We start from the raw sequence: 26893 nt of genomic DNA, 5'->3' as shown, positions 1-26893 counted from the left end.
CAATCCGTGCGGGCGATAATCAGCCGGCGGGCTCGATCGCCGGGAACGTCCAGCTGCCGTCGAGGATCTCGGCGCGCGGCTTGTAGAGGCGGACGGTGTAGTTCCAGCCAGGGGTTACCGGGATGCAGTTGATCCGCCCGTCATCGCAGCCGCCGAAGTTAAGCGTGTAGGAACCGTCGTCGTTCGGCTTGGCCGAGCTGTTGTTGTAGCTGTTGCGGCCGAGGTCGTTGGGCTCCAGGTAGCCGTCGGCATTGTAGACCGTCACCGACCAGAAGGCGTCGACGGGCACGTCCTTCACCGTGACCCTATGCGGAGTCTTGCCGTCATTCGCCTCGACGCTGCCGATGACGGCGCTGGCCGTCGTGGCCGGCTGCCCGGCCCATCCCGCCATCGCGCCGACCATGTGGTCGATGGGGTCGACCTCGTCCTTGCGGCCGAAGGCACGGGAAGCGTCGAAGCCCGTCGCGGCCGCCAGATCGTTCAGCGCCTTGCGCGCCCCGGCGAGGCTCTCGAGGTCCCAGTCCGGCGCCTCGAACGGTCCGGCGCCGCCGCCGCTCACCTGGATCCCGTCCTGCGCGGCGTGCGCCCCGGCAAGATCGGACGGGTCGGACGCATCGACGAAGGTGCGGAACAGGACGAAGGCAAACCGCGTGCCGACCTCATCCTCGGTCAACTCATAGGCGCCCGGCGTCGCCTCCACGAAATTGTAGTGGTCCTGGCTGATCACCAGCATGGACTGGAAACGGCCGCCAGCCTCCGGCAGCGTGACCGTCGCCGGCTCGGACAGATCCAGCACAATGGCGGAGTAGAGCGTGTCCTGGTTGGCGCGGATGATCGGCTGCGCGCCCTCGGCCGACACCGGCTCGCGCTCGTGGACGATCTCGCCCAGTCCGACACCGTAGCTCGCCAGGTTGGCCCGGATCATCGTATCGGATTCCGCGCGGACAAGGTTCTCGAGCGTGACCTGCTCGGCAAGGGCGAGGGTCGGGGCGCAGAGCACCAGCGTCAGAATCGTCATTCGCATCTTCATACCTCCGGTTTGCGGTCAGCGGTTCAGAGTGCAGGTGGACCTCTTAGCGCGTGGTCCCCGAACCGGCCTTGACCCTGATCAATCGCGCCGTGGCTCTCCCTGACCGCGATCGGGATCGCCCCCGCCCGCCGCATCCCGGCATCCGATCGCACCGGGTCTGGCCTCCGGGGATCGCCTTTCACGGCAGGGCGCCGCGTCATCCCGTCCCGTCACATCCCCGTCACCCCGAGGGCCGCGTCGAGCACCGCCCGCGCCTCGGCATCGAAGATGTCACTGTCCTCGCGCATCGCGAGGTAGCGCTGCCGCGCCTCCTCGGACTGGATGACGCCGTATTCCGCCATCACCGCCCGAAGCGCGCGCGCCTGCCTTTCGATCTCGCCCATCCGCATCTGCGCATAGGTGGCCAGCACATGGTTGATCCGCGCCTGGTAGCCCTTGCCCATCGCCCGGAAGAGCTTCGCGACGCTCGCGTCGAACCTCAACGTGACCTTCACCTTCTCCTCCTCGCAGTCGAGATCCTCCTCGACCGTCGCCCAGGCCTCGGGAACCCGCTCCTGCACCCGGAGCCACAGCCCCTCGTCGTCGCCGAGGCCCTGCAGGTGGCGGGCGAGGCGGGCGCGGGCGAGCCGCGCGGTGCGGGTCTGGGCGAAACGCTTCGGCGGGACGGGACGGTCGGTCATCGTTGCTCCTTGCGGCTCGCCCCAGCCTCGCAGAACCGGGTTAACGCGGCCCCTGCCCGGCGCGCGGTCGTGCCATACGCAACGCCGACGGGATGCCGACATCCAGCCGCCTTGCGAATCCGCCGGCCCTCGCCTATATCGGGCCCCGAGAGGTTGGCGCGGGCGAGCGCCTCGCCAACCCGGTCAGGTCCGGAAGGAAGCAGCCGTAACGAGCCCCGCTTGGGTCGTTGTCCAGCCTCTCACCCTCGACACCCGCTTCAGGAGAAGGACATGGCAGAGCTTCATTCCCTCCGGGCCGGGGCCGTCTGAGACCTTGATCCGCCCCGCCCGTCCCGACATCACCCGCCCGCGCCGTCAACCGCCGGGCAAGGATTTCGATCTATGACGAGGGCAGAGACTTGACCCTGAATTCCCACACGCTCGCCGATCTCGGATGGTCGGCAAATTTCCAGCGCCAGCTCGACACCGATGAGTTCGGCGCCTTTTCCCCCGCCCGCGTGACGGGCGTCCACCGCGACCGGCTGACCGCGCTTTCCGAAGCGGGGCCGCTCCTCCTGACGCTGCCGCCGGATCTTTCCGCCGGCGATGTCGCTGTCGGCGACTGGGTGCTCGCCGATCCCGCGACCGACCGCGTGGCCCGGCTCCTCGACCGCCACAGCCGGATCTTCCGGCGCGCGGCGGGCGAGGCCTCGCGCGAACAGCTCATCGTGGCCAATGTCGACACGGTCTTCATCACCACCTCGGCGACCGAGGAGTTCAACGAGGCGCGGCTCGAACGCTACCTGGCGCTCGCCCACGCGGGCGGCATCCCGCCGGTCCTCGTCGTGACCAAGGCCGACAAGGCCGACGATCCGGAAACCTACCTCGACCGGCTCCGCGCCATCGCGCCCGCGGTCCCGGCGATCCTGCTGAACGCCAAGGCCGAAGCCGCGGCCGAGGCGCTCAGGCCCTGGTGCGGGCCGGGCCGCACCGTCGCCTTCCTCGGCATGTCCGGGGTCGGCAAGTCGACGCTCGCCTCGGCACTCACCGGCATCGACCTCGAGACCGCTACGGTGCGCGAGGACGACATGAAGGGTCGCCACACCACGACCGCGCGCGAGATGCATCCGATCCCGGGCGGCGGCTGGCTGATCGACACGCCGGGGATGCGGGAACTGAGGCTCACCGACATGGCCGAGGGGATCGACGAAGCCTTCGCCGAGATCACCGGGCTGACCGGCGAATGCCGCTTCCGCGACTGCACCCACGGGCCGGAGCCCGGCTGCGCCGTGCAGGCGGCGATCGCCGCCGGCCAGGTCGACGCCGCGCGCCTCGACCGCTGGAAGAAGCTTCGAGCCGAGGACGCCGCCCATGCCGCCTCGGCCGCCGAGAAGCGCCGCCGCGGCAAGGCCTTCGCGAAGGTCGTCAAGCAGGCGAAGAAGGCGAAACGCCCGAACTGACGCCGTAGACGGACGCGGCCGGGGCGCCCCCCACCCCCATCCCCTCCCCACGAGGGGGAGGGGAGGCGCGAAGCCCCGGCCTCGCTCCGGGTGGACGGCGGCGCGGCGCCTGCCTAGTGTAGCGGCTGATCCGAATCCCGCCCGAGGCCCAATGACCGAAGAGACAGCGACCCGCTACCAGGTCCTCGCCCGCAAGTACCGCCCGGAGACCTTCGCCGACCTCGTCGGGCAGGAGGCGATGGTCCGCACCCTGAAGAACGCCTTCGCGGCCGACCGGATCGCGCAGGCCTTCATCATGACCGGCATCCGCGGGACCGGGAAGACGACAACCGCCCGGATCATCGCCAAGGGCATGAACTGCGTCGGCCCCGACGGCGCCGGTGGCCCCACCACCGATCCCTGCGGCAAGTGCGAGCATTGCGTGGCGATCATGGAAGGCCGCCACGTCGACGTGATGGAGATGGACGCGGCCTCCCGCACCGGCGTCAACGACATCCGCGAGATCATCGAGAGCGTCCACTACCGGGCCGCCTCGGCGCGCTACAAGATCTACATCATCGACGAGGTCCACATGCTCTCGACGAGCGCGTTCAACGCGCTCCTCAAGACGCTGGAGGAACCCCCCGCCCATGTGAAGTTCATCTTCGCCACAACCGAGATCCGCAAGGTCCCGGTCACGGTGCTTTCCCGCTGTCAGCGGTTCGACCTCCGCCGCATCGAACCCGAAGTGATGATCGCGCTCCTGAGGAAGATCGCCAGCGCCGAGAAGGCCCAGATCACCGACGACGCGCTCGCCCTCATCACCCGCGCCGCCGAGGGCTCGGCCCGCGACGCCACCTCGCTCCTCGACCAGGCGATCAGCCACGGCGCGGGCGAGACCACCGCCGACCAGGTCCGCGCCATGTTGGGGCTCGCCGACCGCGGCCGCGTCCTCGACCTCTTCGACCTGATCCTCAAGGGCGACGCCGCAGGAGCCCTGAACGAGATCGGCGCGCAGTATTCCGACGGCGCCGACCCGATGGCGGTGCTGCGCGACCTTGCCGAGATCACCCACTGGATCTCGGTCATCAAGATCACCCCCGAGGCCGCCGACGATCCGACCGTGCCGCCCGAGGAACGCTCCCGCGGCATCGCCATGGCCGGCGCGCTGCCGATGCGGGTGCTGACGCGGATGTGGCAGATGCTCCTCAAGGCGCTCGAGGAGGTGGCCGCCGCCCCGAACGCGATGATGGCCGCCGAGATGGCGGTGATCCGCATGACCCATGTCGCCGACCTGCCCGATCCCGAGCAGCTGATGCGGCGCCTCGCCGAGGGCCCCAGCCCTTCCGCCACCGCTGGCCGCGGCCCCGCACCGGGCGCGGCGCCGACCCATGCCGCGCCCCGCGCGAGCGTCTCGGCCGCCCCCACCGCCAGCGGCGCCGCCACCGCCCGCGCGCTCGACACCGACGTCGCGCTCGCCCGCTACGCGAGCTTTCCCGCCGTGGTGGAGCTGATCCGCGCCAACCGCGACGTGAAGCTCCTGATCGAGGTCGAGAACCACCTCCGCCTCGTCCGCTACACCCCCGGCCGGATCGAGTTCGAGCCGACGCAAGAGGCCCCGCGCGATCTCGCCGCGACGCTCTCGGCCCGGCTCCAGAGCTGGACCGGCGTCCGCTGGGGCGTCTCGGTCGTCTCCGAGGGCGGCGCGCCGACGATCGCCGAGACCCGCGACGCGAAGGAAACCGCCGCCAAGGAGAAGGCGCGCGAGAATCCGCTGGTGCAGGCGGTGTTCGCGGCCTTCCCGAAGGCCCATATCACCGCTATCAGGACCCCCGACGAGGTTCAGGCCGAGGTGCAGGCAGAGGCCCTGCCCGAGGTCGAGGACGAATGGGATCCGTTCGAGGAAGGCTGAGGAGAAAGACATGCTGAAAGGTTTGGGCGGGCTCGGCGGGCTCGGCGACATGGCCAAGATGATGAAGGCCGCGCAGGAGATGCAGGCCAAGATGGCCGCGCTGACCGAGGAGATGGACCGCATCACCGTCACCGGTGAAAGCGGCGCGGGGCTGGTGAAGGCGACCTGCAGCGCCAAGGGCGAGCTGAAGTCGCTCGACATCGACCCCTCGATCTTCCAGCCCTCGGAGAAGGAAGTGGTCGAGGACCTGATCCTCGCCGCGATCAAGGACGCGCAGAAGCGCGCGCAGGAACGCACCCGGACCGAGCAGCAGAAGATGATGCAGGACATGGGCCTGCCCGCCGACATAAAGCTGCCGTTCTGAGGCGGCCTTGTCAGAAGCCACCCGCGACATCGAGGCGCTGATCGAGCTGATGGCGCGCCTGCCGGGCCTCGGGCCCCGCTCGGCGCGCCGCGCGGTCTTGCACCTGATAAAGAAGCGCGGCGCGGTGATGGCGCCCCTTGCGAAGGCGATGGCCGAGGTCGCGACCTCGGCGCGCGAATGCGCCGCCTGCGGCAATATCGGCACCGCGGACATCTGCGACATCTGCCGCGACGAGCGCCGCGCCACGGGCGAGATCTGCGTCGTTGAGGATGTCGCCGACCTCTGGGCAATGGAGCGCGGCCAGGCCTTCAAGGGCCGTTACCACGTCCTCGGCGGCACGCTCTCGGCGCTCGACGCGGTCGGGCCCGAGGAACTGCGGATCCCGAAGCTCCTCGCCCGCGTCCGCGACGAGGAGATCCGCGAGGTGATCCTCGCGCTTAACGCCACCGTCGACGGCCAAACCACGGCGCATTACATCGCCGAGGCGCTCGACGGCAGCGGCGTCGCCGTCACCTCGCTCGCCCAGGGTGTGCCGATTGGCGGCGAGCTCGACTATCTCGACGACGGCACGATCCAGGCCGCTCTCAGGGCCCGCAAGCGCCTCTGACCCCCGAAAGGCCGCCTTAGGCGACCTTGTCTTGGGGTGTTTTTCCTTGGAAGTATTCGGTGAGGTTTTGGAGCACTCGGAACCCCATTCCTTCGCGGGTTTGGCGTGTTGCGGATCCGAGGTGGGGGAGCATGACGAGGTTGTCGGCGCCCATGAGGTCTGGGTGGATCTTGGGTTCGCGTTCGAAGACGTCGAGGCCGGCGCCGCCGATGGTGTTGAACCACAGCGCCTGGGCGAGGGCGGCCTCGTCGACGACCTCGCCGCGGGCGGTGTTGATGAGGAAGGCGGTGGGCTTCATCATCTCGAGCCGGCGGGCGTTGATGAGGTGGCGGTTGACAGCACCCCCGGGGCAGTGGAGCGAGACGAAGTCGCATTCGGGCAGCATGTCCTCGACGCTGGCGACCTGGGTGGCGCCGTAGCGGGCGAGCACCTCGGGGGCGACGGCGGAGCGGTTCTGCACGAGGATCCTCATGCCGAAGCCGTGATGGGCGCGCTGCGCCATGGCCTGGCCGATGCGGCCGAAGCCGATGATGCCGAGCGTGGCGCCGGAGACCTTGGTGCCGATGAGATGGGTCGGGCGCCAGCCGGTCCAGCGGCCGTCGCGCAGCTCGCGCTCGCCCTCGCCGGCGCGTCGCGCGGCCATCAGCATCAGCGTCATCGCGATGTCGGCGGTGCAGTCGGACAGGACGTCGGGCGTGTTGGTGACGGTGATGCCGCGGGATTTCGCGGCATCGGTGTCGATATGGGCGAAGCCGACGCCGTAGTTGGCGAGGATCTTGGCCCTGAGCTGAGGCGCGTCGAAGAGCTCGGCCGGCAGCCGGTCGGTGACGGTCGGCAGGACCGCGTCGTAGTCGGTCAGCGCGGCCTTCATCTCGGCCGCGCCCAGGGGCCGGTCGTCGCGGTTGAGCGTGACGTCGAAGGCTTCCGCCATCTTCGCCTCGACCGGTGCGGGCCAGGCCCGCGTCACCAGCACCCTGGGTTTCGCCATCGTCGCCTCCCTTTGCGCGGCCGTTACGCGGCCGCTTTCTTCATCACCCGGGCGATCGTCTCGCCGATGACCGAGGGGTTCTCGGCCACGGTGACGCCCGCCGCCGAGAGGATCTCGACCTTCTCGGACGCACTCTCGCCGAAGGCCGAGATGATCGCGCCGGCATGGCCCATGGTGCGGCCCTTGGGCGCGGTCAGGCCGGCGATATAGGCGATGACCGGCTTGGTCATGTGCTCCTGGATATAGGCCGCGGCCTCGGCCTCCTGCGGCCCGCCGATCTCGCCGATCATGCAGATCACATGGGTGTCGGGGTCCTGCTCGAAGCGCTCGAGGATGTCGCGGAACGACGAGCCGTTGATCGGGTCGCCGCCGATGCCGACCGAGGTCGAGACGCCGATGCCGCGGTCCTTCAATTGCTGGGCGGCCTCGTAGCCCAAGGTGCCCGAGCGGCCGACGATGCCGACATGGCCGGGCAGGTAGATATGGCCCGGCATGATGCCGCAAAGCGCCTTGCCCGGGCTGATCGTGCCGGCGCAGTTCGGCCCGGTCAGCACCATGCGGCGCTCCTTGGGGTAGCGGTACATGTAGCGCTTGACGCGGATCATGTCCTGGGCCGGGATGCCGTCGGTCACGCAGACCGCGTAGCGGATGCCGCCGTCGGCCGCTTCCATGATCGAATCCGCCGCGAAGGGGGGCGGCACGAAGACGAGGCTGGCATCGGCGCCGGTCGCGGCCACGGCTTCCTTCACGGTGTTGAAGACCGGCACGCCGTGCACCGTCTCGCCGCCCTTGCCGGGCACGACGCCGCCGACGACATTGGTGCCGTAGTCGATCATTTCCTTGGTGTGGAACTGCGCGATGCGCCCGGTGATGCCCTGGACGATGACGCGGCTCGTGCGGTCGAGAAAGATGCTCATCAGACGGCCCTCACATTGGTGTTCTGCGACTTGTCGTTCTGCCAGGCGGTGACCGCGCGCTCGGCGGCCTCCATCAGCGAGGTGGCGCGGATGATCGGCAGCCCGGACTTGGCGAGGATCTTCTGTCCCTCCTCGACGTTGGTCCCGGCAAGGCGCACGATCACCGGCACGTCGACGGGGTTCTGGGTCAGCGCCTGCACCACGCCCTCGGCGACCCAGTCGCAGCGGTTGATGCCGGCGAAGATGTTGACGAGCACGGCCTGGACGTTGGCGTCCGACAAGACCAGCCGGAAGGCCTTCGCGACCCGCTCGGGCGTGGCGCCGCCGCCGATGTCGAGGAAGTTCGCGGGCTCGCCGCCGGCAAGCTTGATCGTGTCCATCGTCGCCATCGCGAGACCGGCGCCGTTGACGATGCAGCCGATATTGCCCGCAAGCCCGATATAGGAGAGGCCGCGGTCGGCCGCACGGCTCTCGCGCGGATCCTCCTGGGACTTGTCGCGGAGCTCGGCCACCTGGGCATGGCGGAAGAGCGCGTTGCCGTCGAAGGTCATCTTGGCGTCGAGCGCGAGGATGCGGTCGTCGGAGGTGATGACCAAGGGGTTGATCTCGACCATGGTCGCGTCAAGCTCGGTGAAGGCGCGGTAGCAGCCCTGCAGCGTGCGCACCATCTGCTGGGTGAGCTTGGCGGGGATGCCGAGCGCGAAGGCGATCTCGCGGGCCTGGAACTCCTGCAGCCCGACCGCCGGCTCGACGGTGGAGCGCACGATGCTGTCGGGCTTCTCGGCCGAGATCTCCTCGATCTCCATGCCGCCTTCCGAGGAGGCGACGATCATCACCCGCTGCGAGGAGCGGTCAAGGACGAAGCCGAGATAGATCTCGCGCTCGAACGGCACCGCGGCCTCGACATAGACGCGGTAGACGCCCTTGCCCTCGGCCCCGGTCTGATGCGTCACGAGCTTCTTGCCGAACATGCTCTCGGCGGCATCGAGGATCTCGTGCTCGTTGTTGCAGAGCTTCACCCCGCCGGCCTTGCCGCGGCCGCCGGCATGGACCTGGGCCTTGACGATCCAGCGGTTGCCGCCGAGCTCGCGGGCGCGGTAGGCCGCCTGCTCGGGGCTGTAGGCGAGCCCGCCTTCCGGCACCGTGACGCCGAACTTTCCAAGGATCTCCTTGGCCTGGTATTCGTGGATGTCCATCTCGATCCTCCCGGTGAGATTATTCGGCCGCGATCGCGGTCTGGTAGTGGCGCGCGAGACCCTCGCGGACCCGGTCCATGTCGATGCCGGCGCCCATCTCGTTCAGGCCTGCACCGAAGCGGGTGACGATCTCGGTGATCGCGGCCTGGCTCAGCTGGTTGAGGATGCCGATCCGGACCTGCACCGGCTCCGAGAGCGTCGGCCAGATGCCGAAGCCCCTGGCGCGGGCGCCCTGCACCAGCTCCTTCTCGCGGCCCGCGAGGCTTGCCGGCAGGTTGAGAACGACGAGGCTCGTCATGTTCGAGGTGACGGTGCAGCCCATCGCGGTGACCGCGTCCTTCAGCGCCTTCTCGTGGAAGGCGTAGTCGCGCGCCTTTTGCGCGATCCCTTGCTGGAGCGTGAGCCGCAGCGCCTCGTGGAAGGCCGCGACCGCGTAGCCCGAATGGGTGCGGTGGTAGGAGCCGGCGGCCACGTCCTTGCCCTCGACCACGCCCCAGTGGCGGGCCTCAAGGACCGGGTTGTGGACGTAGGAGGCGCAGCCATTGGCGCGGACCTCGGCGATGTAGCGATCGGTGAAGCTGACCGGCGCGTAGGTCAGGGGCAGGCAGAGCACCCCCTTCTGCGGGCAGGAGGCCCAGCCGACGACGCCCGGGTAGTCGTCGATCGAGAAGTCGGCGATGCCGAGCGAGGAGACCGCGTCGACAAGCCCCATCGCGCCGTGACGTTCGCAGGCCTCCGAGAAGCCCCGAAGGTCGTTCACGCGGCCCGAGCCGGTCTCCCAATGCGCCATGAAGGCCCATTTCGGCTTCTTCTCGGCCAGCACCTTCTCGACGATCTCGCCGGTGACCGACTCGCCGTGCGGCACGGTGACCACCGTCACCGAGGCGGCCTGCGGGTCGAGCGCGTTGGCGCGCAGCTCCTCGCGGGTCGCGGCCTTCATGCGGATCGTCAGCCCGTCGATGCCGGAGAAGGTGCCGTTGACGAAGGCCACCACGCTGTCGCCCGGCAGGATCGCGCCGAGCATGCAGTCGAGCCCGGAGAAACCGGTGCCGCCGACGCCGTAGGTGTAGGTGTTCCTGGTGCCCCAGACCTGGCGCAGCATCTGCTTGCACTCGATCATGCCGCGCAGCACGTCGGCCTGCATGTGGTCGGCGAGCCCGGTGCGGGCGAAGGCCGCGAGCACGCGCGGGTCGGTGTTACCGGGCCCGGGGCCGGCGGCGAGCGTCTCGGGGATCTCGAGGGCGGGGAAGATCGTCGGTTCGTTCATCTCTCGGACCTGCTGGTTCGGGCCGCGGGCGCGGCGGAGGCGGGACGCGGACGGCGAGGTCCGTTGCCGCAAGACAATCGCACTTGCCGCGGCGTCACAACCTGCGTTACTCCTGCTTTCGGGTATCCGATGGTATGGGGAATTCCCTACCCATTTCGGTATGGATACCGAGGTATACCGGACAACCCCCCACCCTGACGGGTAGGTTCTGGCGAAAGAGGCAAGGAATGCAACAGCTTGATGACAAATCCGCCCCGATCGCGGTCTCGCTCGCCGACCCCAATCCGCTCGTGCTCTCGGCGATGTCGGAGATCTTCGACCGCGACCCCCGATTCTCGCTCGTCGCCACCACCGCCACCGCCGAGGGCTTCCTCGGCGCGGTGATGCGGGTCCCGGTCAAGGTCGGGGTGATCGACTGGAACCTGCCGGCACTCGGCGGCCAGAAGCTGATCGAGGTCCTGCGCGAACAGCCCCATGCGCCCCGCCTCGTCGTCTACGGCGACGACCCGAGGGGCGACGTGCCGCGGCTCGCGATGCTCGCCGGCGCCGCCGGCTTCGTCGCCCGCACCACGCCGGTCGAGAAGCTCCTCGAGACCTGCCGCGCCGTCGCCCAGGGCCAGATGGTGTTCCCGTTCCTCGACATCCGCGAGCTCAAGGCCGACCCGATCCAGAGCCTCACCCGGCGCGAGCGGGCGCTCCTCGAGGCGCTCTCGAAGGGGCTCACCAACCGCGAGCTCGCCCGCGACTTCGCGATCTCGGCCAACACCGTCAAGTTCCACCTCTCGAACCTCTTCGAGAAGCTCGGCGTGACGAGCCGCGCCCAGGCGATCGCCTTCTACTACGCCGCCCGGCTCGGCGCCCCGACCCGCCCCGGCAACTGAGCCCGACGCCGCCTCGCGCGCGTATCCGCGCCCGGACCCGCGCCCGGAGGACCTTGCACGATCTGTCGCGGCGCCGGTCATTGACGCAATTTTGTTGCTTGACAGGAAAGAACTCTTGCGCGTTTGAATGGCGGCCGTCACCCATCCGCTGCATCGCGGCAATCCCGAAGGATCTTCCCCATGAGCTTCCACGTCATCCAGCAGGCCCCCGCCCGGCTCAACCGCAGCGAGCTGGCCGTCCCCGGCTCCGCCCCGCAAATGTTTGAGAAGGCGGCACAATCCGACGTCGACGTGATCTTCCTCGACCTCGAGGACGCGGTCGCGCCCGACGACAAGGCCGAGGCCCGCAAGAACATCATCAAGGCCTTGAACGAGATCGACTGGGGCAAGAAGACCATGTCGGTCCGAATCAACGGCCTCGACACCCATTACATGTACCGCGACGTCGTCGACGTCGTCGAACAGGCCGGCGAGCGGCTCGATCTGATCATGATCCCCAAGGTCGGCACCGCGGCCGACGTCTATGCCGTCGACATGATGGTGACCCAGATCGAGGACGCGCGAGGCTACAAGAAGCGCATCGGCTTCGAGCACATCATCGAGACCGCGCTCGGCATGCAGAACGTCTCCGCCATCGCCGCCGCCTCCAAGCGCAACGAATCGCTCCACTTCGGGGTCGCCGACTACGCCGCCTCGACCCGCGCCCGCACCACGATCATCGGCGGCGTCAACCCCGACTACGCGGTGCTGACCGACCCGCTCGCCGACGGCTCCCGCGCCGTCCACTGGGGCGACATGTGGCACTACGCGCTCGCCCGCATGGTGGTCGCGGCCCGCGCCAACGGCCTGCGCCCCATCGACGGACCCTTCGGCGACTTCCAGGACCCCGAGGGCTACAAGGCCGCCGCCAAGCGCGCCGCGGTGCTCGGCTGCGAGGGCAAATGGGCGATCCACCCCTCCCAGATCGCGCTCGCCAACGAGGTGATGAGCCCCTCGGAGGCCGAGGTCACCAAGGCCCAGCGGATCCTCGCCGCGATGGAGGAAGCCGCCCAACAGGGCAAGGGCGCGGTGTCGCTCGACGGCCGCCTCATCGACTACGCCTCGATCCGCCAGGCCGAGGTGCTGGTCGCGAAGGCGCGCCAGATCGCCGGGGCCTGAGGCCATGGCGGGTTCTGCGGCCGACCCCGTGATCACATTGCGCGAGACCGCCGCGGAGCTCTTCGCGGCGGCCTGTGCCGCGGCCGATCCCGCCCGGGCGCTCGCCGCCGCACTCGCCCGCCACCCCCTGCCCCGCCCCGCGCCGGGCGGGGCCTATGTGGTTGTGGCGATTGGCAAAGCCGCGATCCCGATGGCCGCGGAGATGCTCCGCCAACTCGGCGATGCCCCGGCCGACGTGCTTGTGATCACGAACTACGAGAACGTCCGGGACCTGCCCGGCGCCACGGTGATGGCCGCCGGCCACCCGGTGCCGGACGCGAACGGCGCCGCCGCCGCCGCCGAGGCGCTGCGCCGGCTCGACGCCGCGACCGGGGCCGACCGCGTCATCGCGCTCATCTCCGGCGGCGGCTCGGCGCTCGCCCCGGCCCCGGCCGAGGGCCTCACCCTCGCCGACAAGGCCGAGGTCAACCGGCTCCTCCTCGCCCACGGCTTCGAGATCACCGAGATCAACCTCGTCCGCCAGACCCTCTCGCGGCTCAAGGGCGGCGGCCTCACCCGCCACGCCGCCCCCGCCCCGGTCACCGCCTATATCCTGTCGGACGTCATCGGCGACGACCTGCGCGTCATCGCCTCGGGCCCGACCACCGCCCCGATCGGCTCCCGCGCCGCGGCCCGCGCGCTCCTCACCGAGCGCGGGCTCTGGCCCGACCTGCCCGAGCCCGTCCGCGCCCGGCTCGCGCAGCCCGAAGCCGCCCCCGGCCCCGGACCCGCAGCGGCGAACCACCTCATCGGCTCGAACCGCCTCAGCCTCGAAGCCGTCGCAACGGCAGCAAGCGCCCGCGGCCTCGAACCGGTGATCGTCAGCGACCGCCTCACCGGCGACGTCGCGGACGCCGCCGACGCCATCGTCGCCGCCGCAACCGCCGCCCCCCGCGGCCGCCCCGCCTGCCTCATCTTCGGCGGCGAGACAACCGTCACCCTCAAGGGCACCGGCCGCGGCGGCCGCAACCAGGAACTCGCGCTGCGGGTCGCCCTCGCCATGCCGGACCTCGACCGCCCCTGGGCCTTCCTCTCCGGCGGAACCGACGGCCGCGACGGCCCAACAGACGCCGCAGGCGGCATCACCGATCAGGGCTCCCCCGCCCGAATCCGCGCCACCGGCGAAAACCCCAAAACCCTCCTCGACAACAACGACAGCAACAAAGCCCTCAACGCAGCCAAAGACCTCCTCACAACAGGACCAACAGGAACAAACGTCGCTGACGTCCAGATAATGCTGCTAGGGGCCGGCTGAATCCGCGGCCGGAAGGCCCCATTCGCGGAGATCGTTGACCAGGATCAGCGCGACCCGGCGGAACGCCGCGCGCATCTTCTCGACATGCGGCCCCTGATAGCCGAGATCGTCGATCGCCTGGTTCATCAGCTCAAGCCAGCTCTCGGCATCCTCGAGCGCGATCGGCACATGGGCGTGCATCAGCCGCACTTCCATGCTGCCGTGCTTTTCCTCGTAGTAGCGCCGGCCGCCAAGGAAGCCGCTGAGGAAGTCGAACTGCGCCTCGCGGACATGGCTCAGCCCATGGCCACGGAAATGCAGCCGCATCAGGTTCTCGCCGCGCGGGTCGGTCTCCACGAGATCGTAGAAATGGTTGACGAGATTGCGCAGGGCGGGTTCGCCGCCCAACTGGTCGAGGATGCTCGCGGCCATGATCCCTCCTCAGCTCTGGGGTCGCGTCTTCTTCGGGTCGTAATGGGCGAAAGGCACGATCCGCGCCGGCAGGCGCTTCTGCTGCCCGTCGAGCTTGCCGATCTCGACCTCGGTGCCGATCCCGGCATGGGCGACGTCGATCCGGGCCAGCGCGATGTTCTTGCCGAGGATCGGCGAGCGCATCGAGGACGTCACCTCGCCCACCTTCGCGCGGCCGACATGGACCGGGTCGCCGTGGCCGACGTCCACGGCGCCGTCTATGTCGAGCCCGACGAGCTTGCGGCTCGGATGCTCCTTGCGGCGCAACAGCGCCTCGCGGCCGATGAAATCGTCCTGCTTGGACTTCAGGGGCACGGTGAAGGCGATCCCGGCCTCGAACGGATCGGTCTCGTCTGAGAAATCGTAGCCCGCGAAGATCAGCCCTGCTTCGATCCGCACCATGTCGAGCGCCTCGAGCCCCATCGGCCGCATGCCATGCGGCTCGCCCGCCTCCCAGATCGCGTCGAAGACCGTGCCGGCATCGCGCGGATGGCAGAAGACCTCGTAGCCGAGCTCGCCCGTGTAGCCGGTGCGCGAGACCACGATCGGCACGCCGTCCGGCCCGCCGATCCGCGCCGGCGTGAAGCGGAACCAGGCCAGTTCCTCGATCGTGGGGTTGTGCGGCGCGGTCCAGATCAGCCCCTTCAGGATGTCGCGGCTCTTCGGCCCCTGCACGGCGACGTTGTGGAGCTGGTCCGTCGAGGCGCGGACCAGCACGTTCAGCCCGAGCTTCTCGGCCTGCTCGCGCAGCCAGATCCCGGAATAATCGTCGCCGCCGATCCAGCGGAAATTGTCGCGGCCAAGGCGGAACAGCGTGCCGTCGTCGATCATGCCGCCATGCTCGTAGCACATCGCGGTGTAGACGACGCCGCCGGTGGTGAGCTTTCGCACGTCGCGCGTCAGCGTGTACTGCATCAGCGCCTCGGCATCCGGCCCGGTGATCTCGAACTTGCGCAAGGGCGAGAGGTCGAGGATCACCGCCCTCTCGCGGCAGGCCCAGTATTCCTCGATCGGGCCAGCCGTGGCGAAGCAGTTGGCCAGCCAGTAGCCGCGGTACTCGACGAAGTTGCGGGTGTGCTTGGCGAAGCTGGCGTGGAAGCCGGTCTCCTTGGTCATCTTCGGCTCCGAGTCCTTGGTGGGGCGATAGGCGATTGCGCGCGAGAATTTCTCCGCCCCGGAATAGGTGCGGACGTGGATGTCGGTCGGGTTCCAGCCATTGGCGGCCGTGGTGTCGTCGGGGCAGGCGGAGCTCACGCAGACGAGATCGGTCATCGCGCGAAGGAGCACGTAGTCGCCCGGCCGCGTCCAGGGCTCGTCGGCATACATCACGCCATGCGCGTCGAGCCCGGTGTTGAAGAAGAAGTTGATCGCCATCCAGCCCCGGCGCGGGGTGACGCCGTGCTTGCCGAGCGCACCGTTGAAATTGTCCGAGCAGTTGGTGTGGCCGGGATAGCCGATGTCGTCGTAATACTTGGACGAGCAAGCCAGCGCGAAGGCGTCGTGACGGCCGCAGGTGTCCTGCACCACCTCGACGAGCGGCAGCATCTCCTGGTCGTAGTATTTCGCGTGCAGGCCCGGCATCGGATAGGCGTGGCCCATCAGCGTCCGCGTCGTCGTCACGTCGAGCGCGTGCTCGATGCCGCGGTCGAGCTTGCGGGCGTCGAAGCACTGGAAATCCGTGCATTGGCGGCCGTCAACGTCAAGGATCTGGATGTAGTCGCCGGCCTTGACGAGATAGGCCTCCGCCGTCGCGGACCGGACCCGGAGATCGAGAACCGGATCGGCGAGCGGGTCGGGCAAGTCGAAGCCCTTGACCGGCCGCAGCGTGGCGCGGCGGATCCTCAAGGTCAGCGGCGTCGCCGTATCCTGCGCGTCGAGGTCCATCGCCCCGCCCGGCGCCGCGACGATCACCACGCCGTCGCGCGTGGCGGTCAGCTCCCACTCGGTCCGTGCCGGCGTCGTCGCATCGAAGGCGCGCAGCGCGCCTGCGCGGGCAAGATCGATGCGACGCGCCTCGATGCCGCGGCGGAGCGCGAGCAGGCTCGGCTCCTCGCCCGCCAGCAGCGCCTTGAGCCCGGCCGCGTCGGAATTCGCGGCCTGTCCGAGGATCCCGGCGTCGATCTTGCCGTCGGGACCGGCGGCGACGATCTCGCAGGGCTGGCCGCCCTCGTCATTGATGACGGTGATCCGGTCGCCCGCCGCAAGCGGGACGAGGATTGCGCCCGCCCCGGGAACGACATAGCGTTCGGTGCCGGGCGGCAGGGTCAGTGCCTCGGCCGTGAGGATGCGACTCGGACGCGGCGGACCCGGAACGAACCTGGCAGGGATCTTGTCGAGCATCAGCGCCTCCGACCGTCGCGATTTGCATCTTCGGAATATTTGTTTAGCATGAAGAATAACGCGACGCTACCCGTCCCGCAAGCGAAGATGAGGAAAACATGACGGCGCCGGATCACGGCAATGCTTCAAGTCGCTCCGGACGGAAGGGCGGCTGAGCGCGATGGAATCGCTCTATTTCGGCCTCGCGGCGGCTTTGTGCTGGGGCGTCCATGATGTCTGCGTGCGCTATGTCAGCCAGCGCGTCGACGTCGCGGCGGCGATGACCGTTGTACTTGCGACCGGCCTCGTGGCGCTGCTGCCGTTCTCGCTTGCCGAAGCGGCCGCGCTGCCGGCGCGCTCGGCGGCACTCGCCGGGCTTGCTGGCCTCGCCTTTGCGGGCGGGACCTACAGCCTCTACCGGGCCTTCGCAATCGGCCCCTTGCGGCTCGTCGCGCCGATCATCGGCGCCTATCCGATCCTGTCGCTCCTCTGGGCAGCGGCGACGGGGACTCCGCCGACGATGCTGCAATGGCTCGCGGCCGCCACGATCGTTGGCGGCATCGCGCTGATCGCCATCCTGTCGGACGAGAGCGGGGCCGCCTCGGGCGGCCGTCGGGCGGCGATGATCTGGGCCGGCCTCGGCGGCACCGGCTTTGCCCTGACCTTCGCGCTCGGCCAGGCCGCGAGCGGCGGCGGCGGCGGGCTGCCCGCGATCTTTGTCGCCCGCGCCGCGGCCCTCGCGGTCGTGGCCGGCGTCGTCACGCTCTCACCCGGGCGCGGGCGGTTCCTGCGCGCGCCCTGGCTCCTGCTTGCGACGATGGGCGTGCTCGACGCCGCGGCGCTCGGGCTCGTCCTCCTTGCGGGCGGCCTGCCGCACCCGGAATTCGCCTCCGTCGCCTCATCGGTCTTCGGCGTCGTGACGATCCTTCTCGCCTGGGCCTTCCTCCGCGAGCGGATGACGCTGCCCCAATGGGGCGGCGTCGCTCTTGTCTTTGCCGGGATCGGCTACCTCGGCCTCTGACTTTAGGCTGTCAGCCCTTCGGGCTCTGGCAGACCGTTGGCGCGGCAGGCGGCGGTCAGCGTGTTGGCGAGCAGGCAGGCGATGGTCATCGGGCCGACGCCGCCGGGGACCGGGGTGATGGCGCCGGCGACCTCGGCACAACTCGCGTAATGGACGTCGCCCACGAGCTTCGTCTTGCCGTCGCGCTCGATCCGGTTGATGCCGACGTCGATCACCGTGGCGCCGGGCTTGACCCAGTCGCCGGGGATCATCTCGGGCCGGCCCACCGCCGCCACCAGGATGTCGGCGCGGCGGCAGACCTCGGCGAGGTCCTTGGTGCGGCTGTGCGCGATCGTCACCGTGCAGCTGTCGCCGAGGAGCAGCTGCGCCATCGGCTTGCCGACGATGTTCGAGCGCCCGACCACCACCGCGTCGAGCCCGGACAAGGAGCCGTGATGGTCGCGCAGCATCATCAGGCAGCCGAGCGGCGTGCAGGGCACCATCGACTTCTGCCCGGTGCCGAGAAGCCCCACGTTCGAGATGTGGAAGCCGTCGACATCCTTCGCCGGGTCGATCGCGTTGATCACCAGATCGGCGTCGAGATGCTTCGGCAAGGGCAGCTGCACCAGGATCCCGTTGACCGCCGGATCCTTGTTCAGCGCGTCGATCAGCGCGAGAAGCGTCGCCTCCGACGTGTCGGCGTCGAGCTTGTGCTCGTAGGAGTTCATCCCCGCCTCCACGGTCGACTTGCCCTTCGAGCGGACATAGACCTCGCTCGCCGGATCCTCGCCCACCAGCACCACCGCCAGCCCCGGCGTGATCCCGTGATCGGCCTTCAGCCGCGCCACATGGCTTGCCACCCGGCCCCGCACCCCGGCGGCAAAGGCCTTGCCGTCGATGATCTTGGCACTCATTCCCGTCTCCTCGTTGCTCATTGACCGCCGGCATAGGCGCCGCGGTACCGTTCCATCTGCATCCTCGTGGCGCGCACCGCGTTCTGCATCAGCATCGCCACCGTCACCGGTCCGACCCCGCCCGGCACCGGCGTGATCCAGCCGGCGACCTCGGCGCAGGTCTCGAAATCCGCATCCCCCACCAGCCGCGGGCCCTCCGGCGTCTCGACCCGGTTGATGCCGATGTCGATCAGCGCCGCCCCCGGCTTCAGCATCTCCGCCGTCACGAGGCCCGGCCGCCCGACCGCGACGAAGACCGCGTCCGCGCGCCGCGCATGCGCCGCCACCTCGCGGCTCAGCGCATGGCACACCGTCACCGTCGCGCCGAGCCCCATCAGGAGGAACGCCACCGGCTTGCCGACGAGCTCCGAATGGCCGATCACCGTCACCTCGAGCCCGGCGGGATCGAGCGGCAGCGCCCTCAGGATCTCCACCGCCGCCCGTGCCGTGCAGGGGCCGAGCGCCAGATCGTCGTAGACGATGTTGCCGATCGAGGCCGGGTGCAGCCCCTCGACATCCTTCAGGGGATGGATCGCCCGCTGCAGCGCCCGGACCGGGATCGCCGCCGGCAGCGGCCGCTGGATCACGATCCCGTGCACCCGCGGATCGGCATTGAGCCCGGCGATCACCCCGCCCAGCTCCTCGGCCGAGATCGTCGCGGGATAGTCGCGCGCCTCGAAGCCGATCCCCGCGGCCGCCGCCTGGCGGCGCTGGTTGCGCACGTAAAGCTCCGCCGCCGCCGTCGCCCCGACCGAGAGCGAGACCAGACGCGGCGCCCAGCCCGCCCGGGCCAGCTCCGCCGCCTCGACCGCGGCCGCCGCCTGGATCCGCCGCGCCATGGCCCGGCCATCGATGATCGTCGCGCTCATCCGCCCCGCATTCCGGTCTCGTGTTCCGGTCCCGCCGCCCCCGCGGGCCGCGGCCCCGCATAGGGCCCCGCGGGACGCGCGGCGGGGCGGGGCTCGATGCCCCGCCCCGCCGCTCCTTCCGATCAGAAGAGACCCTCGACCTGGCCCGCCTCGTTGAGACGGATCACTTCCGCCGACGGCACCTTCGGCAGGCCCGGCATGGTCATGATCTCGCCGCAGATCACCACGATGAACCCGGCCCCGGCCGAAAGCCGCACCTCGCGCACCGGCACCGAATGCCCGGTCGGCGCGCCGCGCCGGTTCGGGTCGGTCGAGAACGAGTACTGGGTCTTGGCCATGCAGACCGGCAGATGCCCGTAGCCCGCCTCTTCCCAGGCCTTGAGCTGGTCGCGGATCGACTTGTCCGCCAGAACCTCGTCGGCGTGGTAGATGCGCTTGGCGATGGTCTCGATCTTCTGGAACAGCGGCATCTCGTCGGGATAGATCGGCGCGAAGTTCGCAGAGCCGCTCTCGGCCATCTCGACGACCTTCCTCGCGAGATCCTCGATCCCCGCCGAGCCGTTGGCCCAGTGCTTGCACAGGATCGCCTCGGCGCCCTGCTCGGCGACATAGGCCTTCACCGCCGCCACCTCGGCATCGGTGTCCGAGTAGAAGTGGTTGATCGCCACAACCACCGGCACGCCGAACGACTTCACGTTGGCGATGTGGCGGCCGAGGTTCGGGCAGCCCTTCTTCACCGCGTCCACGTTCTCGCCGCCGAGATCGGCCTTCGCCACCCCGCCGTTCATCTTCATCGCCCGGACCGTCGCCACGATCACCGCCGCCGCCGGCTTCAGACCCGCCTTGCGGCACTTGATGTCGAAGAACTTCTCGGCCCCCAGATCGGCGCCGAAGCCCGCCTCGGTCACAACGTAGTCGCCGAGCTTCAGCGCGGTCTTCGTCGCAATCACCGAGTTGCAGCCATGCGCGATGTTGGCGAACGGGCCGCCATGCACGAAGGCCGGGTTGTTCTCCAAGGTCTGCACCAGGTTTGGCTGCATCGCGTCCTTCAGGAGCACCGTCATCGCCCCGTCGGCCTTGATGTCGCGGGCATAGACCGGCGACTTGTCGCGCCGGTAGGCCACCACGATGTCGCCAAGGCGCTTCTGCAGGTCACCAAGATCCTTCGCGAGACACAGGATCGCCATCACTTCCGAGGCCACCGTGATGTCGAAGCCCGCCTCGCGCGGGAAGCCGTTCGCCACCCCGCCGAGCGACACGTTGATCTGCCTGAGCGCCCGGTCGTTCATGTCCATCACCCGGCGCCAGCTGACCCGGCGGGTGTCGATCTCCAGCGCGTTGCCCCAGTAGATGTGGTTGTCGATCATCGCCGACAGAAGGTTGTGGGCCGACGTGATCGCGTGGAAGTCGCCGGTGAAGTGGAGGTTCATCTCCTCCATCGGCACCACCTGGGCATAGCCGCCACCGGCAGCCCCGCCCTTCATCCCGAAGTTCGGCCCCAGCGAGGCCTCGCGGATGCAGATCACCGCCTTCTTGCCGATCCGGTTCAGACCGTCGCCAAGACCAACCGTCGTCGTCGTCTTGCCCTCGCCCGCAGGCGTCGGGTTGATCGCCGTCACCAGGATCAGCTTGCCGTCCTTCCCGCCCTCCAGCGACCGGATGAACTCCTGGCTCACCTTCGCCTTGTCATGACCATACGGCAGAAGATGCTCCGCCGGGATCCCCAGCTTCTCTCCAATCTCCATGATCGGACGCTTCTGCGCCTCGCGCGCAATCTCAATATCCGTCTTGAACGCCATCTTCTCTGTCTCCCTGTCCAGCCGCATCATGCGGACCGATGCATCGACCCGCGACCGCCCGATGGCGAATCTCCGCACCGCCTGACGCCGCGATTCCAAATTATTCTTCACAATAAATAGTTTTTCCTGCGGATCAACACCCCCCATTCACCGCACCGTCGTTTTCCGCGGATTCCGGCCCGGAAGCGACACGAGCACCCGCCGGGCGGGCATTCGGCCCTGGCTGCCGGGCACGTGGGGCTGACAGCAGGCCGCTCAACGCCCCTTCGCCGCCAGTCCAAGGCATCGTTTTCCCGTCGTCCGACTGGGTCAGATCGCAGCCATACCGGCGACCGACCAGCTTCGCGACGCACCGCCCCCGGCCTGTATACAGTCGCCTCATGCTTTGCTAAGACCGGACCACTCCACAGAGTGACCATCCGGACCGCCGTCGGATCAATCCGTTGCACACAAGTTGAAGGTGACATCAGATAACCACTTACATTCATATCGGCGCCTACAAGACCGGCACAACGGCAATCCAGCGGGCGTTTCGCGTGAACCGCGACCACTGGATCACGAAACGCTCGTTCTGCTATCCAGAGGCCGGCATCAATCCGAGGATCCCGCCCGGCCACCTCGATCTTGCGGATACACTGCGCCGCGCCTCGAAGCACGGCGCGGACCACGGCAACTGCGGGCCCCTGTCGCGGGCGATCGACGCCGTCAGCGCCGAGGTCACCGCCTCCGGAGCACGGAACTGCCTGATCTCTAGCGAGGTCTTCCTGCGAAGCATGAACGAGCCAGCGGTATGCGACCCCGGTCTCCTGAAGGATTATGAGCTCACCCGCCGTGTGGTGACGATCTATTGCTTCAGGCCGCAATGGGAGGTGGCGATCTCGAAATACAAGCAGGTCGTGAAGTCGCCCGCTTGGAACTGGTCGTCGGATTTCGCGGCCTTCGTTGACGTCTGGAAGGCGTCGCAGGATCTCGAGACCGCGCTCACGCCGTGGATCGAAACCTTCGGGCGGGATCATTTCAAGATGATCATCTATGATCGCGACCCCGCGCGCCTCTTCGCCACGTTCGCGACGGCCGTTCAACTCCCGGCCGACAGCGCGGTCGCGCTCAATCAGGTGAATGTCGGCTCCAGCCTGCTGGCCACCGAGAAACTCAGGGAGTTGCGTGCCGCGCATCCGCAACACACCGTGCCCCAGGAACAGGCGCTGCAGACGCTGAAGGATTGGGACGCGCGCGTGGAAGAGGGCGAGAAGGCCGAGTTCGAAAGGGAGTTTCACCGTCGACATGCGGACCTGCTGAACGATCTGAAGCACGAGTTCGAAGCCGCGAACCGCCAGTTTCTCAAGCAGAATGCGCGCTTTCTGCCGCCTTCGTTCGCCCGGTATTGCGGGCAAGTCAGGCGGACGTCTGCCTGGCGCGACAAGATCGCCGCGCTGGTCGGACGCGGCGCGCGCTAGGGCCAGCGTCGCGATGCAGCCCTTCCTTCGACTTCGGAGGCGAAGGTGCGAGACCGCGCGACCTAACCTCTCGGGGGCGGCGCCCCGCGCTTGCTACCGAGGACACGCCGAACTTTGCAGTGGGCCGAACTGTTCGCGGCGCCCGCCGCCCGGTCCACTCCGGGACCGGACTCGGGATGCCTGCGCTGGTACCCGCGGCCGGACTTGAACCGGCACGGCCGAAGCCTAGGGATTTTAAGTCCCCTGTGTCTACCATTCCACCACGCGGGCCAGCGGCGGCGACCATAGCGGAAAGCGTGGCGCCGGCAAGGTCAGATCCCCGCCTCCTTCACCGCCTCCATCGCCACATAGGTCGAGGTCGATGCGACATGCGGCAATTGCGAGATCCGCTCGCCCAGCACCCGCCGGTAATCGGCGATGTCGGAGGTCCGGACCTTCATCAGATAGTCGAACCCGGCGGCCATCATGTGGCATTCCTCGATCTCGGGCACCCCGCGCACCGCGCGGTTGAAGGCCTGTAGCGCCGCCTCGCGCGTGTCCGAAAGTCGCACCTCGACGTAGGCCACATGCGCGAGCCCCATGCGGATCGGGTTCAGCACAGCGCGGTAGCCCACGATCACCCCGACCTCCTCCAGACGCCGCACCCGCGCCTGGGTCGGCGTCTTGGTCAATCCGATGCGGCGGGCGAGCTCGGTCACCGGCATCCGTCCGTCCTCGGACAGGGCGCGCAGAATCGCGGCATCGAAACGGTCCAGCTCAGGAAGGTCGATTGGCACTTTCATGGCGCTATCTTTGGTTACTTTGCCTATGTTCTGTATAATTTTAGGAATTACGACTGACAATCAAGCGTTATGATGGGCCATTCGCAGGAGGACACCCATGGAACAGCACTGGCACGAGATCGAAACCGGCTCGCTCACCCCCGAAGTCCCGCTTCTGGAGCGGCTCATCGCCAGTGCCGCGCTCGATTCCGAGACCCGCGCACGCATTGCCACCGCCGGCGCCGGGCTGGTGAAGCAGATCCGCGCCGATGTGCGGCCGGGCCTCATGGAAGTCTTCCTCGCCGAATACGGGCTTTCGACCGAGGAGGGCATTTCGCTCATGTGCCTTGCCGAGGCGCTGCTGCGGGTGCCCGATGCCGACACGATGGACGCACTCATCGAGGACAAGATCGCCCCCTCGGACTGGGGCAAGCATCTCGGCCATTCCGCCTCCTCGCTGGTCAACGCCTCGACCTGGGCACTGATGCTGACTGGCAAGGTGCTGGAGGAGAAGGAGCCCGGCATCGTCGGCCACCTGCGCGGCGCGGTGAAGCGCCTCGGCGAGCCGGTGATCCGCCGCGCCACCCGCCAGGCGATGAAGGAGATGGGCAAGCAATTCGTCCTCGGTGAGACAATCAACGCCGCGATGGAACGCGCGAGCGGGATGGAAAAGCAGGGCTACTCCTATTCCTACGACATGCTCGGCGAGGCCGCCAAGACCGCCGAGGATGCCGAGCGCTACGCCCAGGCCTATGCGAAGGCGATCTCGGCCATCGCGGGCGCCTGCAAGAGCGACGACATCCGCACCAATCCCGGGATCTCGGTGAAGCTCTCGGCGCTGCATCCGCGCTACGAGGTGGCGCAAGAGGCGCGCGTGATGAAGGAGCTTGTCCCGGTCGTCCGCGACCTCGCGCGGCAGGCCGCGAGGGCGCGCATGGGCTTCAACATCGACGCCGAGGAGGCCGACCGGCTCTCGCTCTCGCTCAAGGTGATCGAGGCGGTTCTGTCCGATCCTGAACTGGCCGGATGGGACGGGTTCGGCGTCGTCGTGCAGGCCTATGGCCGCCGCGCCGGGCCGGCGCTCGACTGGCTCCACGGGCTCGCGACCCAGCTCGACCGCAAGATCATGGTCCGCCTCGTCAAGGGCGCCTACTGGGATGCCGAGATCAAGCGGGCGCAGGTCATGGGGCTCGAGGATTTCCCGGTCTTCACCCGCAAGGAAGCGACCGACGTGAGCTACATCGCCAACGCGAAGAAGCTTCTCGGCATGACCGACCGTATCTATCCGCAGTTCGCCACCCACAACGCCCATACCGTCGCCGCGATCCTCGACATGGCCGACGGCCAGCCCTTCGAGTTCCAGCGCCTGCACGGCATGGGCGAACGGCTCCACGACATCGTGCTGAAGCGCGAAGGCACCCGCTGCCGCATCTACGCGCCCGTCGGCGCGCATCGCGACCTTCTCGCCTATCTCGTCCGCCGGCTCCTCGAGAACGGCGCCAACTCCTCCTTCGTCAACCAGATCGTTGACGAAGACGTGCCCGCCGAGGAAGTGGCCACCTGCCCCTTCGCCGCCGTCGAGGCGATGCTGCCCGGCCTCACCAACCGCGCCATCCGCAAGGGGCCGGACCTCTTCGCGCCGGAGCGCCGCAACTCCGAGGGCTTCGATCTCACCGATGTGCCGACGCTCGCGCGCATCGACGCGGCACGCGAGCCGCACGGCAAGGCGGAGTTCTCCGCCCAGCCGATCCTCGCGGGCAAGGTCGTGGGCGCAACCCCGAAGAAGGTGGTGAACCCGGCGACCGGCGCCAGCGTCGGCCGCGTCACCGACGCCACCAAGGAAGACGTCGACACCGCGCTCAAATCCGCCAAGCCCTGGGCGGCCGGCGCGGCCGAGCGCGCCACTGTCCTCAACCGCGCCGCCGACCTCTACGAGGAGAACTTCGGCCCGATTTTCGCGCTTCTGGCGCGCGAGGCCGGCAAGACCCAGATGGATGCAGTCGCCGAACTGCGCGAGGCGGTAGACTTCCTGCGCTACTACGCCGCGCGGGGACTTGAGCTGAAGCAGCCGCCCCTCGGCATCTTCACCTGCATCAGCCCCTGGAACTTCCCGCTCGCGATCTTCACCGGCCAGATCGCGGCCGCGCTCGCCGCGGGCAACGCGGTGCTGGCAAAACCCGCCGAGCAGACGCCACTGATTGCCGCCCATGCCGTGGCGCTTCTCCACAAGGCCGGCGTCCCGGCCTCGGCGCTGCAGCTCCTGCCCGGTGACGGCGCCACCGTCGGCGCCCGACTCACCTCCGATGCGCGCGTGAACGGCATCTGCTTCACCGGCTCGACCGAGACCGCGATGCTGATCCGCAAGGCGATGGCGAGACACCTCGCCCCCGGCGCGCCGCTCATCGCCGAGACCGGCGGCCTCAACGCGATGATCGTCGACAGCACCGCGCTCCCCGAACAGGCGGTGCGCGACATCGTCGCCTCGTCGTTCCAGTCCGCCGGCCAGCGCTGCTCCGCGCTCCGCTGCCTCTATGTGCAGGAAGACATCGCAGCGCATTTCACCGACATGCTCTTCGGCGCGATGGAGGAGCTGACGGTCGGCGATCCGTGGCACCTTGCCACCGATGTCGGCCCGGTCATCGACGAGGAGGCCGAACAGGGCATCCGCGCCCATATCGAGAAGGCCCGCCGCGAGGGTCGGCTGCTGCGCCAGCTCTCGACGCCGCGAGGCGGCCATTTCGTGGCGCCGACGGTGATCCGCGTGAAGGGCATAGCCGAAATGAAGCGCGAGATCTTCGGCCCCGTGCTCCATGTCGCGACCTTCGACGCCGAGGACCTGCCGAAGATCATCGACGACATCAACGCTACCGGCTACGGCCTGACCTTCGGTCTGCACACGCGGATCGACAACCGCGTCCAGGAAGTGACCGAGGCGCTCCACGTCGGCAACATCTACGTCAACCGCAACCAGATCGGCGCGGTCGTTGGCTCGCAGCCCTTCGGCGGCGAGGGGCTCTCCGGCACCGGCCCGAAGGCCGGCGGCCCGGAATACCTCGCCCGCTTCACGAAGCCCGAACCCGCCCCCGCCGCCGGCGCGGCGGCCGGCAAGGCCGACCCGGCCAGGATCCAGGCGGCACTCGACGCCGCACCGGTCCCTGCGGTGTTGTCGCGCATCGACCTGCCCGGCCCGACCGGTGAATCGAACCGGCTGACGCTGCTCGCGCGCGCGCCCTTCCTCTGCCTCGGCCCGGGGCGCGAGGCGACCGAGGCGCAGGCCGAGGCGGTGCAGGCGCTCGGCGGCCAAGCCGTCGCCGTCGCCGGCCGGCTCGACCCCGCCGCGCTCGGCTCGCTCAAGGGCTTCTCCGGCGTCCTCTTCTGGGGCGAGGAGACCGAGGCGCGCGCCTATGGCGAGGCGCTCGCGGCCCGCACCGGCCCGATCCTGCCGCTGATCACCACGCGGCCCGATCTCGGCCATGTCGCGCATGAACGCCATGTCTGCGTCGACACCACCGCCTCGGGCGGCAACGCCCAGCTCCTCGCCGAGGCGGGCACCGCTTGACGCGCTTCAGCGGA

22 protein-coding genes, 1 tRNA gene and 1 other RNA gene are annotated in these 26893 nt (G+C 68.9%); 11 read left to right on the top strand and 13 right to left on the bottom strand.

What is annotated here, in order from left to right; translation table 11 throughout:
• Window positions 1-19: 19 nt before the first annotated feature.
• Both OM960_RS17575 and OM960_RS17570 read right to left on the bottom strand, forming a co-directional pair.
• A complete protein-coding gene (locus OM960_RS17575) occupies window positions 20-1024 on the bottom strand; it encodes a DUF1214 domain-containing protein (RefSeq protein WP_264772874.1) in 1005 nt (334 codons plus the stop codon).
• Between the two features lie 215 nt (window positions 1025-1239).
• Complete coding sequence (locus tag OM960_RS17570; RefSeq protein ID WP_264772873.1) at window positions 1240-1710, bottom strand: BrnA antitoxin family protein; 471 nt, start codon at window positions 1708-1710, stop codon at window positions 1240-1242.
• Window positions 1711-1857: 147 nt separating this feature from the next.
• On the opposite strand from OM960_RS17570, the gene ffs reads away from it, so the two are divergent.
• From ffs to recR, 5 genes are all read left to right on the top strand, one after another.
• Window positions 1858-1954, top strand: an RNA gene (ffs, locus tag OM960_RS17565) — signal recognition particle sRNA small type.
• A 154-nt stretch (window positions 1955-2108) separates the two neighbouring features.
• Entirely contained in the window at window positions 2109-3149 is a 1041-nt protein-coding gene (gene rsgA, locus OM960_RS17560; RefSeq protein WP_263339891.1) for a ribosome small subunit-dependent GTPase A, read from the top strand.
• Between the two features lie 151 nt (window positions 3150-3300).
• Window positions 3301-5040, top strand: a complete 1740-nt coding sequence (locus OM960_RS17555) for a DNA polymerase III subunit gamma/tau (RefSeq protein ID WP_411709819.1) — start codon at window positions 3301-3303, stop codon at window positions 5038-5040.
• Between the two features lie 10 nt (window positions 5041-5050).
• Entirely contained in the window at window positions 5051-5404 is a 354-nt protein-coding gene (locus OM960_RS17550; RefSeq protein WP_264772872.1) for a YbaB/EbfC family nucleoid-associated protein, read from the top strand.
• Between the two features lie 7 nt (window positions 5405-5411).
• Window positions 5412-6011 carry a recombination mediator RecR gene (gene recR, locus OM960_RS17545; RefSeq protein ID WP_263339885.1) on the top strand — a complete coding sequence of 200 codons (600 nt, stop codon included), beginning with the start codon at window positions 5412-5414 and terminating at the stop codon, window positions 6009-6011.
• Between the two features lie 16 nt (window positions 6012-6027).
• Here recR and OM960_RS17540 read toward each other — a convergent pair whose 3' ends face one another.
• Genes OM960_RS17540 through OM960_RS17525 form a run of 4 tightly spaced genes read right to left on the bottom strand, consistent with a single transcriptional unit; the run spans window position 6028 to window position 10379 of the window.
• Window positions 6028-6999, bottom strand: coding sequence for a 2-hydroxyacid dehydrogenase (locus OM960_RS17540; RefSeq protein ID WP_264772871.1), 972 nt, complete (start codon window positions 6997-6999; stop codon window positions 6028-6030).
• Between the two features lie 23 nt (window positions 7000-7022).
• Window positions 7023-7916 (bottom strand): succinate--CoA ligase subunit alpha, encoded by an 894-nt coding sequence (gene sucD / locus OM960_RS17535; RefSeq protein WP_263340911.1) that lies wholly within the window; start codon window positions 7914-7916, stop codon window positions 7023-7025.
• Complete coding sequence (locus tag OM960_RS17530) at window positions 7916-9112, bottom strand: malate--CoA ligase subunit beta (protein WP_264772870.1); 1197 nt, start codon at window positions 9110-9112, stop codon at window positions 7916-7918. The genes sucD and OM960_RS17530 overlap by 1 nt, the downstream gene beginning before the upstream one ends.
• Before the next feature lie 19 nt (window positions 9113-9131).
• Window positions 9132-10379: a pyridoxal-phosphate-dependent aminotransferase family protein gene (locus tag OM960_RS17525; protein ID WP_264772869.1), complete on the bottom strand. Its 1248-nt coding sequence runs from the start codon at window positions 10377-10379 to the stop codon at window positions 9132-9134.
• A 227-nt stretch (window positions 10380-10606) separates the two neighbouring features.
• Here OM960_RS17525 and OM960_RS17520 point away from each other — a divergent pair, with 227 nt between their 5' ends.
• From OM960_RS17520 to OM960_RS17510, 3 genes are all read left to right on the top strand, one after another.
• Complete coding sequence (locus tag OM960_RS17520; protein ID WP_264772868.1) at window positions 10607-11260, top strand: response regulator transcription factor; 654 nt, start codon at window positions 10607-10609, stop codon at window positions 11258-11260.
• Window positions 11261-11440: 180 nt separating this feature from the next.
• Window positions 11441-12418, top strand: coding sequence for an HpcH/HpaI aldolase/citrate lyase family protein (locus OM960_RS17515; protein ID WP_264772867.1), 978 nt, complete (start codon window positions 11441-11443; stop codon window positions 12416-12418).
• A gap of 4 nt (window positions 12419-12422) precedes the next feature.
• A complete protein-coding gene (locus tag OM960_RS17510; protein WP_264772866.1) occupies window positions 12423-13712 on the top strand; it encodes a glycerate kinase type-2 family protein in 1290 nt (429 codons plus the stop codon).
• Here OM960_RS17510 and OM960_RS17505 read toward each other — a convergent pair.
• Complete coding sequence (locus OM960_RS17505; protein ID WP_264772865.1) at window positions 13698-14123, bottom strand: group II truncated hemoglobin; 426 nt, start codon at window positions 14121-14123, stop codon at window positions 13698-13700. The two genes, OM960_RS17510 and OM960_RS17505, sit on opposite strands and share 15 nt — an antisense overlap.
• A 9-nt stretch (window positions 14124-14132) precedes the next feature.
• Window positions 14133-16502 carry a trimethylamine N-oxide demethylase gene (locus OM960_RS17500; protein WP_264772864.1) on the bottom strand — a complete coding sequence of 790 codons (2370 nt, stop codon included), beginning with the start codon at window positions 16500-16502 and terminating at the stop codon, window positions 14133-14135.
• 160 nt (window positions 16503-16662) lie between these two features.
• Between OM960_RS17500 and OM960_RS17495 the strand changes: the two genes are divergently transcribed.
• Window positions 16663-17502, top strand: a complete 840-nt coding sequence (locus tag OM960_RS17495) for an EamA family transporter (RefSeq protein ID WP_264772863.1) — start codon at window positions 16663-16665, stop codon at window positions 17500-17502.
• Between the two features lie 2 nt (window positions 17503-17504).
• On the opposite strand, the gene folD is transcribed toward OM960_RS17495, so the two are convergent.
• From folD to OM960_RS17480, 3 genes are all read right to left on the bottom strand, one after another.
• Window positions 17505-18395, bottom strand: coding sequence for a bifunctional methylenetetrahydrofolate dehydrogenase/methenyltetrahydrofolate cyclohydrolase FolD (gene folD / locus OM960_RS17490; protein WP_264772862.1), 891 nt, complete (start codon window positions 18393-18395; stop codon window positions 17505-17507).
• Between the two features lie 17 nt (window positions 18396-18412).
• Window positions 18413-19303: a bifunctional 5,10-methylenetetrahydrofolate dehydrogenase/5,10-methenyltetrahydrofolate cyclohydrolase gene (locus tag OM960_RS17485; RefSeq protein ID WP_264772861.1), complete on the bottom strand. Its 891-nt coding sequence runs from the start codon at window positions 19301-19303 to the stop codon at window positions 18413-18415.
• 122 nt (window positions 19304-19425) lie between these two features.
• Window positions 19426-21102: a formate--tetrahydrofolate ligase gene (locus OM960_RS17480; protein ID WP_264772860.1), complete on the bottom strand. Its 1677-nt coding sequence runs from the start codon at window positions 21100-21102 to the stop codon at window positions 19426-19428.
• 773 nt (window positions 21103-21875) lie between these two features.
• On the opposite strand from OM960_RS17480, the gene OM960_RS17475 reads away from it, so the two are divergent.
• Window positions 21876-22559, top strand: a complete 684-nt coding sequence (locus OM960_RS17475) for a hypothetical protein (protein WP_264772859.1) — start codon at window positions 21876-21878, stop codon at window positions 22557-22559.
• A 186-nt stretch (window positions 22560-22745) separates the two neighbouring features.
• On the opposite strand, the gene OM960_RS17470 is transcribed toward OM960_RS17475, so the two are convergent.
• A tRNA-Leu gene (locus OM960_RS17470) sits at window positions 22746-22829 on the bottom strand.
• Window positions 22830-22870: 41 nt separating this feature from the next.
• The gene (locus OM960_RS17465; protein WP_263339583.1) at window positions 22871-23341 is read right to left on the bottom strand and encodes an Lrp/AsnC family transcriptional regulator; all 471 of its coding nucleotides are present in this window, start codon (window positions 23339-23341) and stop codon (window positions 22871-22873) included.
• A 97-nt stretch (window positions 23342-23438) separates the two neighbouring features.
• On the opposite strand from OM960_RS17465, the gene putA reads away from it, so the two are divergent.
• Window positions 23439-26879 carry a bifunctional proline dehydrogenase/L-glutamate gamma-semialdehyde dehydrogenase PutA gene (putA, locus tag OM960_RS17460; RefSeq protein WP_264772858.1) on the top strand — a complete coding sequence of 1147 codons (3441 nt, stop codon included), beginning with the start codon at window positions 23439-23441 and terminating at the stop codon, window positions 26877-26879.
• The last annotated feature ends 14 nt before the right edge of the window (window positions 26880-26893 follow it).

The sequence above is a fragment of the Defluviimonas salinarum genome, from assembly GCF_026013545.1.
GTDB classification, from domain to species: Bacteria; Pseudomonadota; Alphaproteobacteria; order Rhodobacterales; family Rhodobacteraceae; genus Albidovulum; species Albidovulum salinarum.
This window is presented reverse-complemented; position numbering and strand designations above follow the sequence as displayed.

Bases quoted from the DNA above. Each gene is read 5' to 3' on its own strand.
- OM960_RS17575 (WP_264772874.1), bottom strand. From the start codon at position 1,024: ATGCGAATGACGATTCTGACGCTGGTGCTCTGCGCCCCGACCCTCGCC.
- OM960_RS17570 (WP_264772873.1), bottom strand. From the start codon at position 1,710: ATGACCGACCGTCCCGTCCCGCCGAAGCGTTTCGCCCAGACCCGCACC.
- OM960_RS17555 (WP_411709819.1), top strand. From the start codon at position 3,301: ATGACCGAAGAGACAGCGACCCGCTACCAGGTCCTCGCCCGCAAGTAC.
- OM960_RS17550 (WP_264772872.1), top strand. From the start codon at position 5,051: ATGCTGAAAGGTTTGGGCGGGCTCGGCGGGCTCGGCGACATGGCCAAG.
- OM960_RS17540 (WP_264772871.1), bottom strand. From the start codon at position 6,999: ATGGCGAAACCCAGGGTGCTGGTGACGCGGGCCTGGCCCGCACCGGTC.
- sucD (WP_263340911.1), bottom strand. From the start codon at position 7,916: ATGAGCATCTTTCTCGACCGCACGAGCCGCGTCATCGTCCAGGGCATC.
- OM960_RS17530 (WP_264772870.1), bottom strand. From the start codon at position 9,112: ATGGACATCCACGAATACCAGGCCAAGGAGATCCTTGGAAAGTTCGGC.
- OM960_RS17525 (WP_264772869.1), bottom strand. From the start codon at position 10,379: ATGAACGAACCGACGATCTTCCCCGCCCTCGAGATCCCCGAGACGCTC.
- OM960_RS17520 (WP_264772868.1), top strand. From the start codon at position 10,607: ATGCAACAGCTTGATGACAAATCCGCCCCGATCGCGGTCTCGCTCGCC.
- OM960_RS17515 (WP_264772867.1), top strand. From the start codon at position 11,441: ATGAGCTTCCACGTCATCCAGCAGGCCCCCGCCCGGCTCAACCGCAGC.
- OM960_RS17510 (WP_264772866.1), top strand. From the start codon at position 12,423: ATGGCGGGTTCTGCGGCCGACCCCGTGATCACATTGCGCGAGACCGCC.
- OM960_RS17505 (WP_264772865.1), bottom strand. From the start codon at position 14,123: ATGGCCGCGAGCATCCTCGACCAGTTGGGCGGCGAACCCGCCCTGCGC.
- OM960_RS17500 (WP_264772864.1), bottom strand. From the start codon at position 16,502: ATGCTCGACAAGATCCCTGCCAGGTTCGTTCCGGGTCCGCCGCGTCCG.
- OM960_RS17495 (WP_264772863.1), top strand. From the start codon at position 16,663: ATGGAATCGCTCTATTTCGGCCTCGCGGCGGCTTTGTGCTGGGGCGTC.
- folD (WP_264772862.1), bottom strand. From the start codon at position 18,395: ATGAGTGCCAAGATCATCGACGGCAAGGCCTTTGCCGCCGGGGTGCGG.
- OM960_RS17485 (WP_264772861.1), bottom strand. From the start codon at position 19,303: ATGAGCGCGACGATCATCGATGGCCGGGCCATGGCGCGGCGGATCCAG.
- OM960_RS17480 (WP_264772860.1), bottom strand. From the start codon at position 21,102: ATGGCGTTCAAGACGGATATTGAGATTGCGCGCGAGGCGCAGAAGCGT.
- OM960_RS17475 (WP_264772859.1), top strand. From the start codon at position 21,876: ATGAACGAGCCAGCGGTATGCGACCCCGGTCTCCTGAAGGATTATGAG.
- OM960_RS17465 (WP_263339583.1), bottom strand. From the start codon at position 23,341: ATGAAAGTGCCAATCGACCTTCCTGAGCTGGACCGTTTCGATGCCGCG.
- putA (WP_264772858.1), top strand. From the start codon at position 23,439: ATGGAACAGCACTGGCACGAGATCGAAACCGGCTCGCTCACCCCCGAA.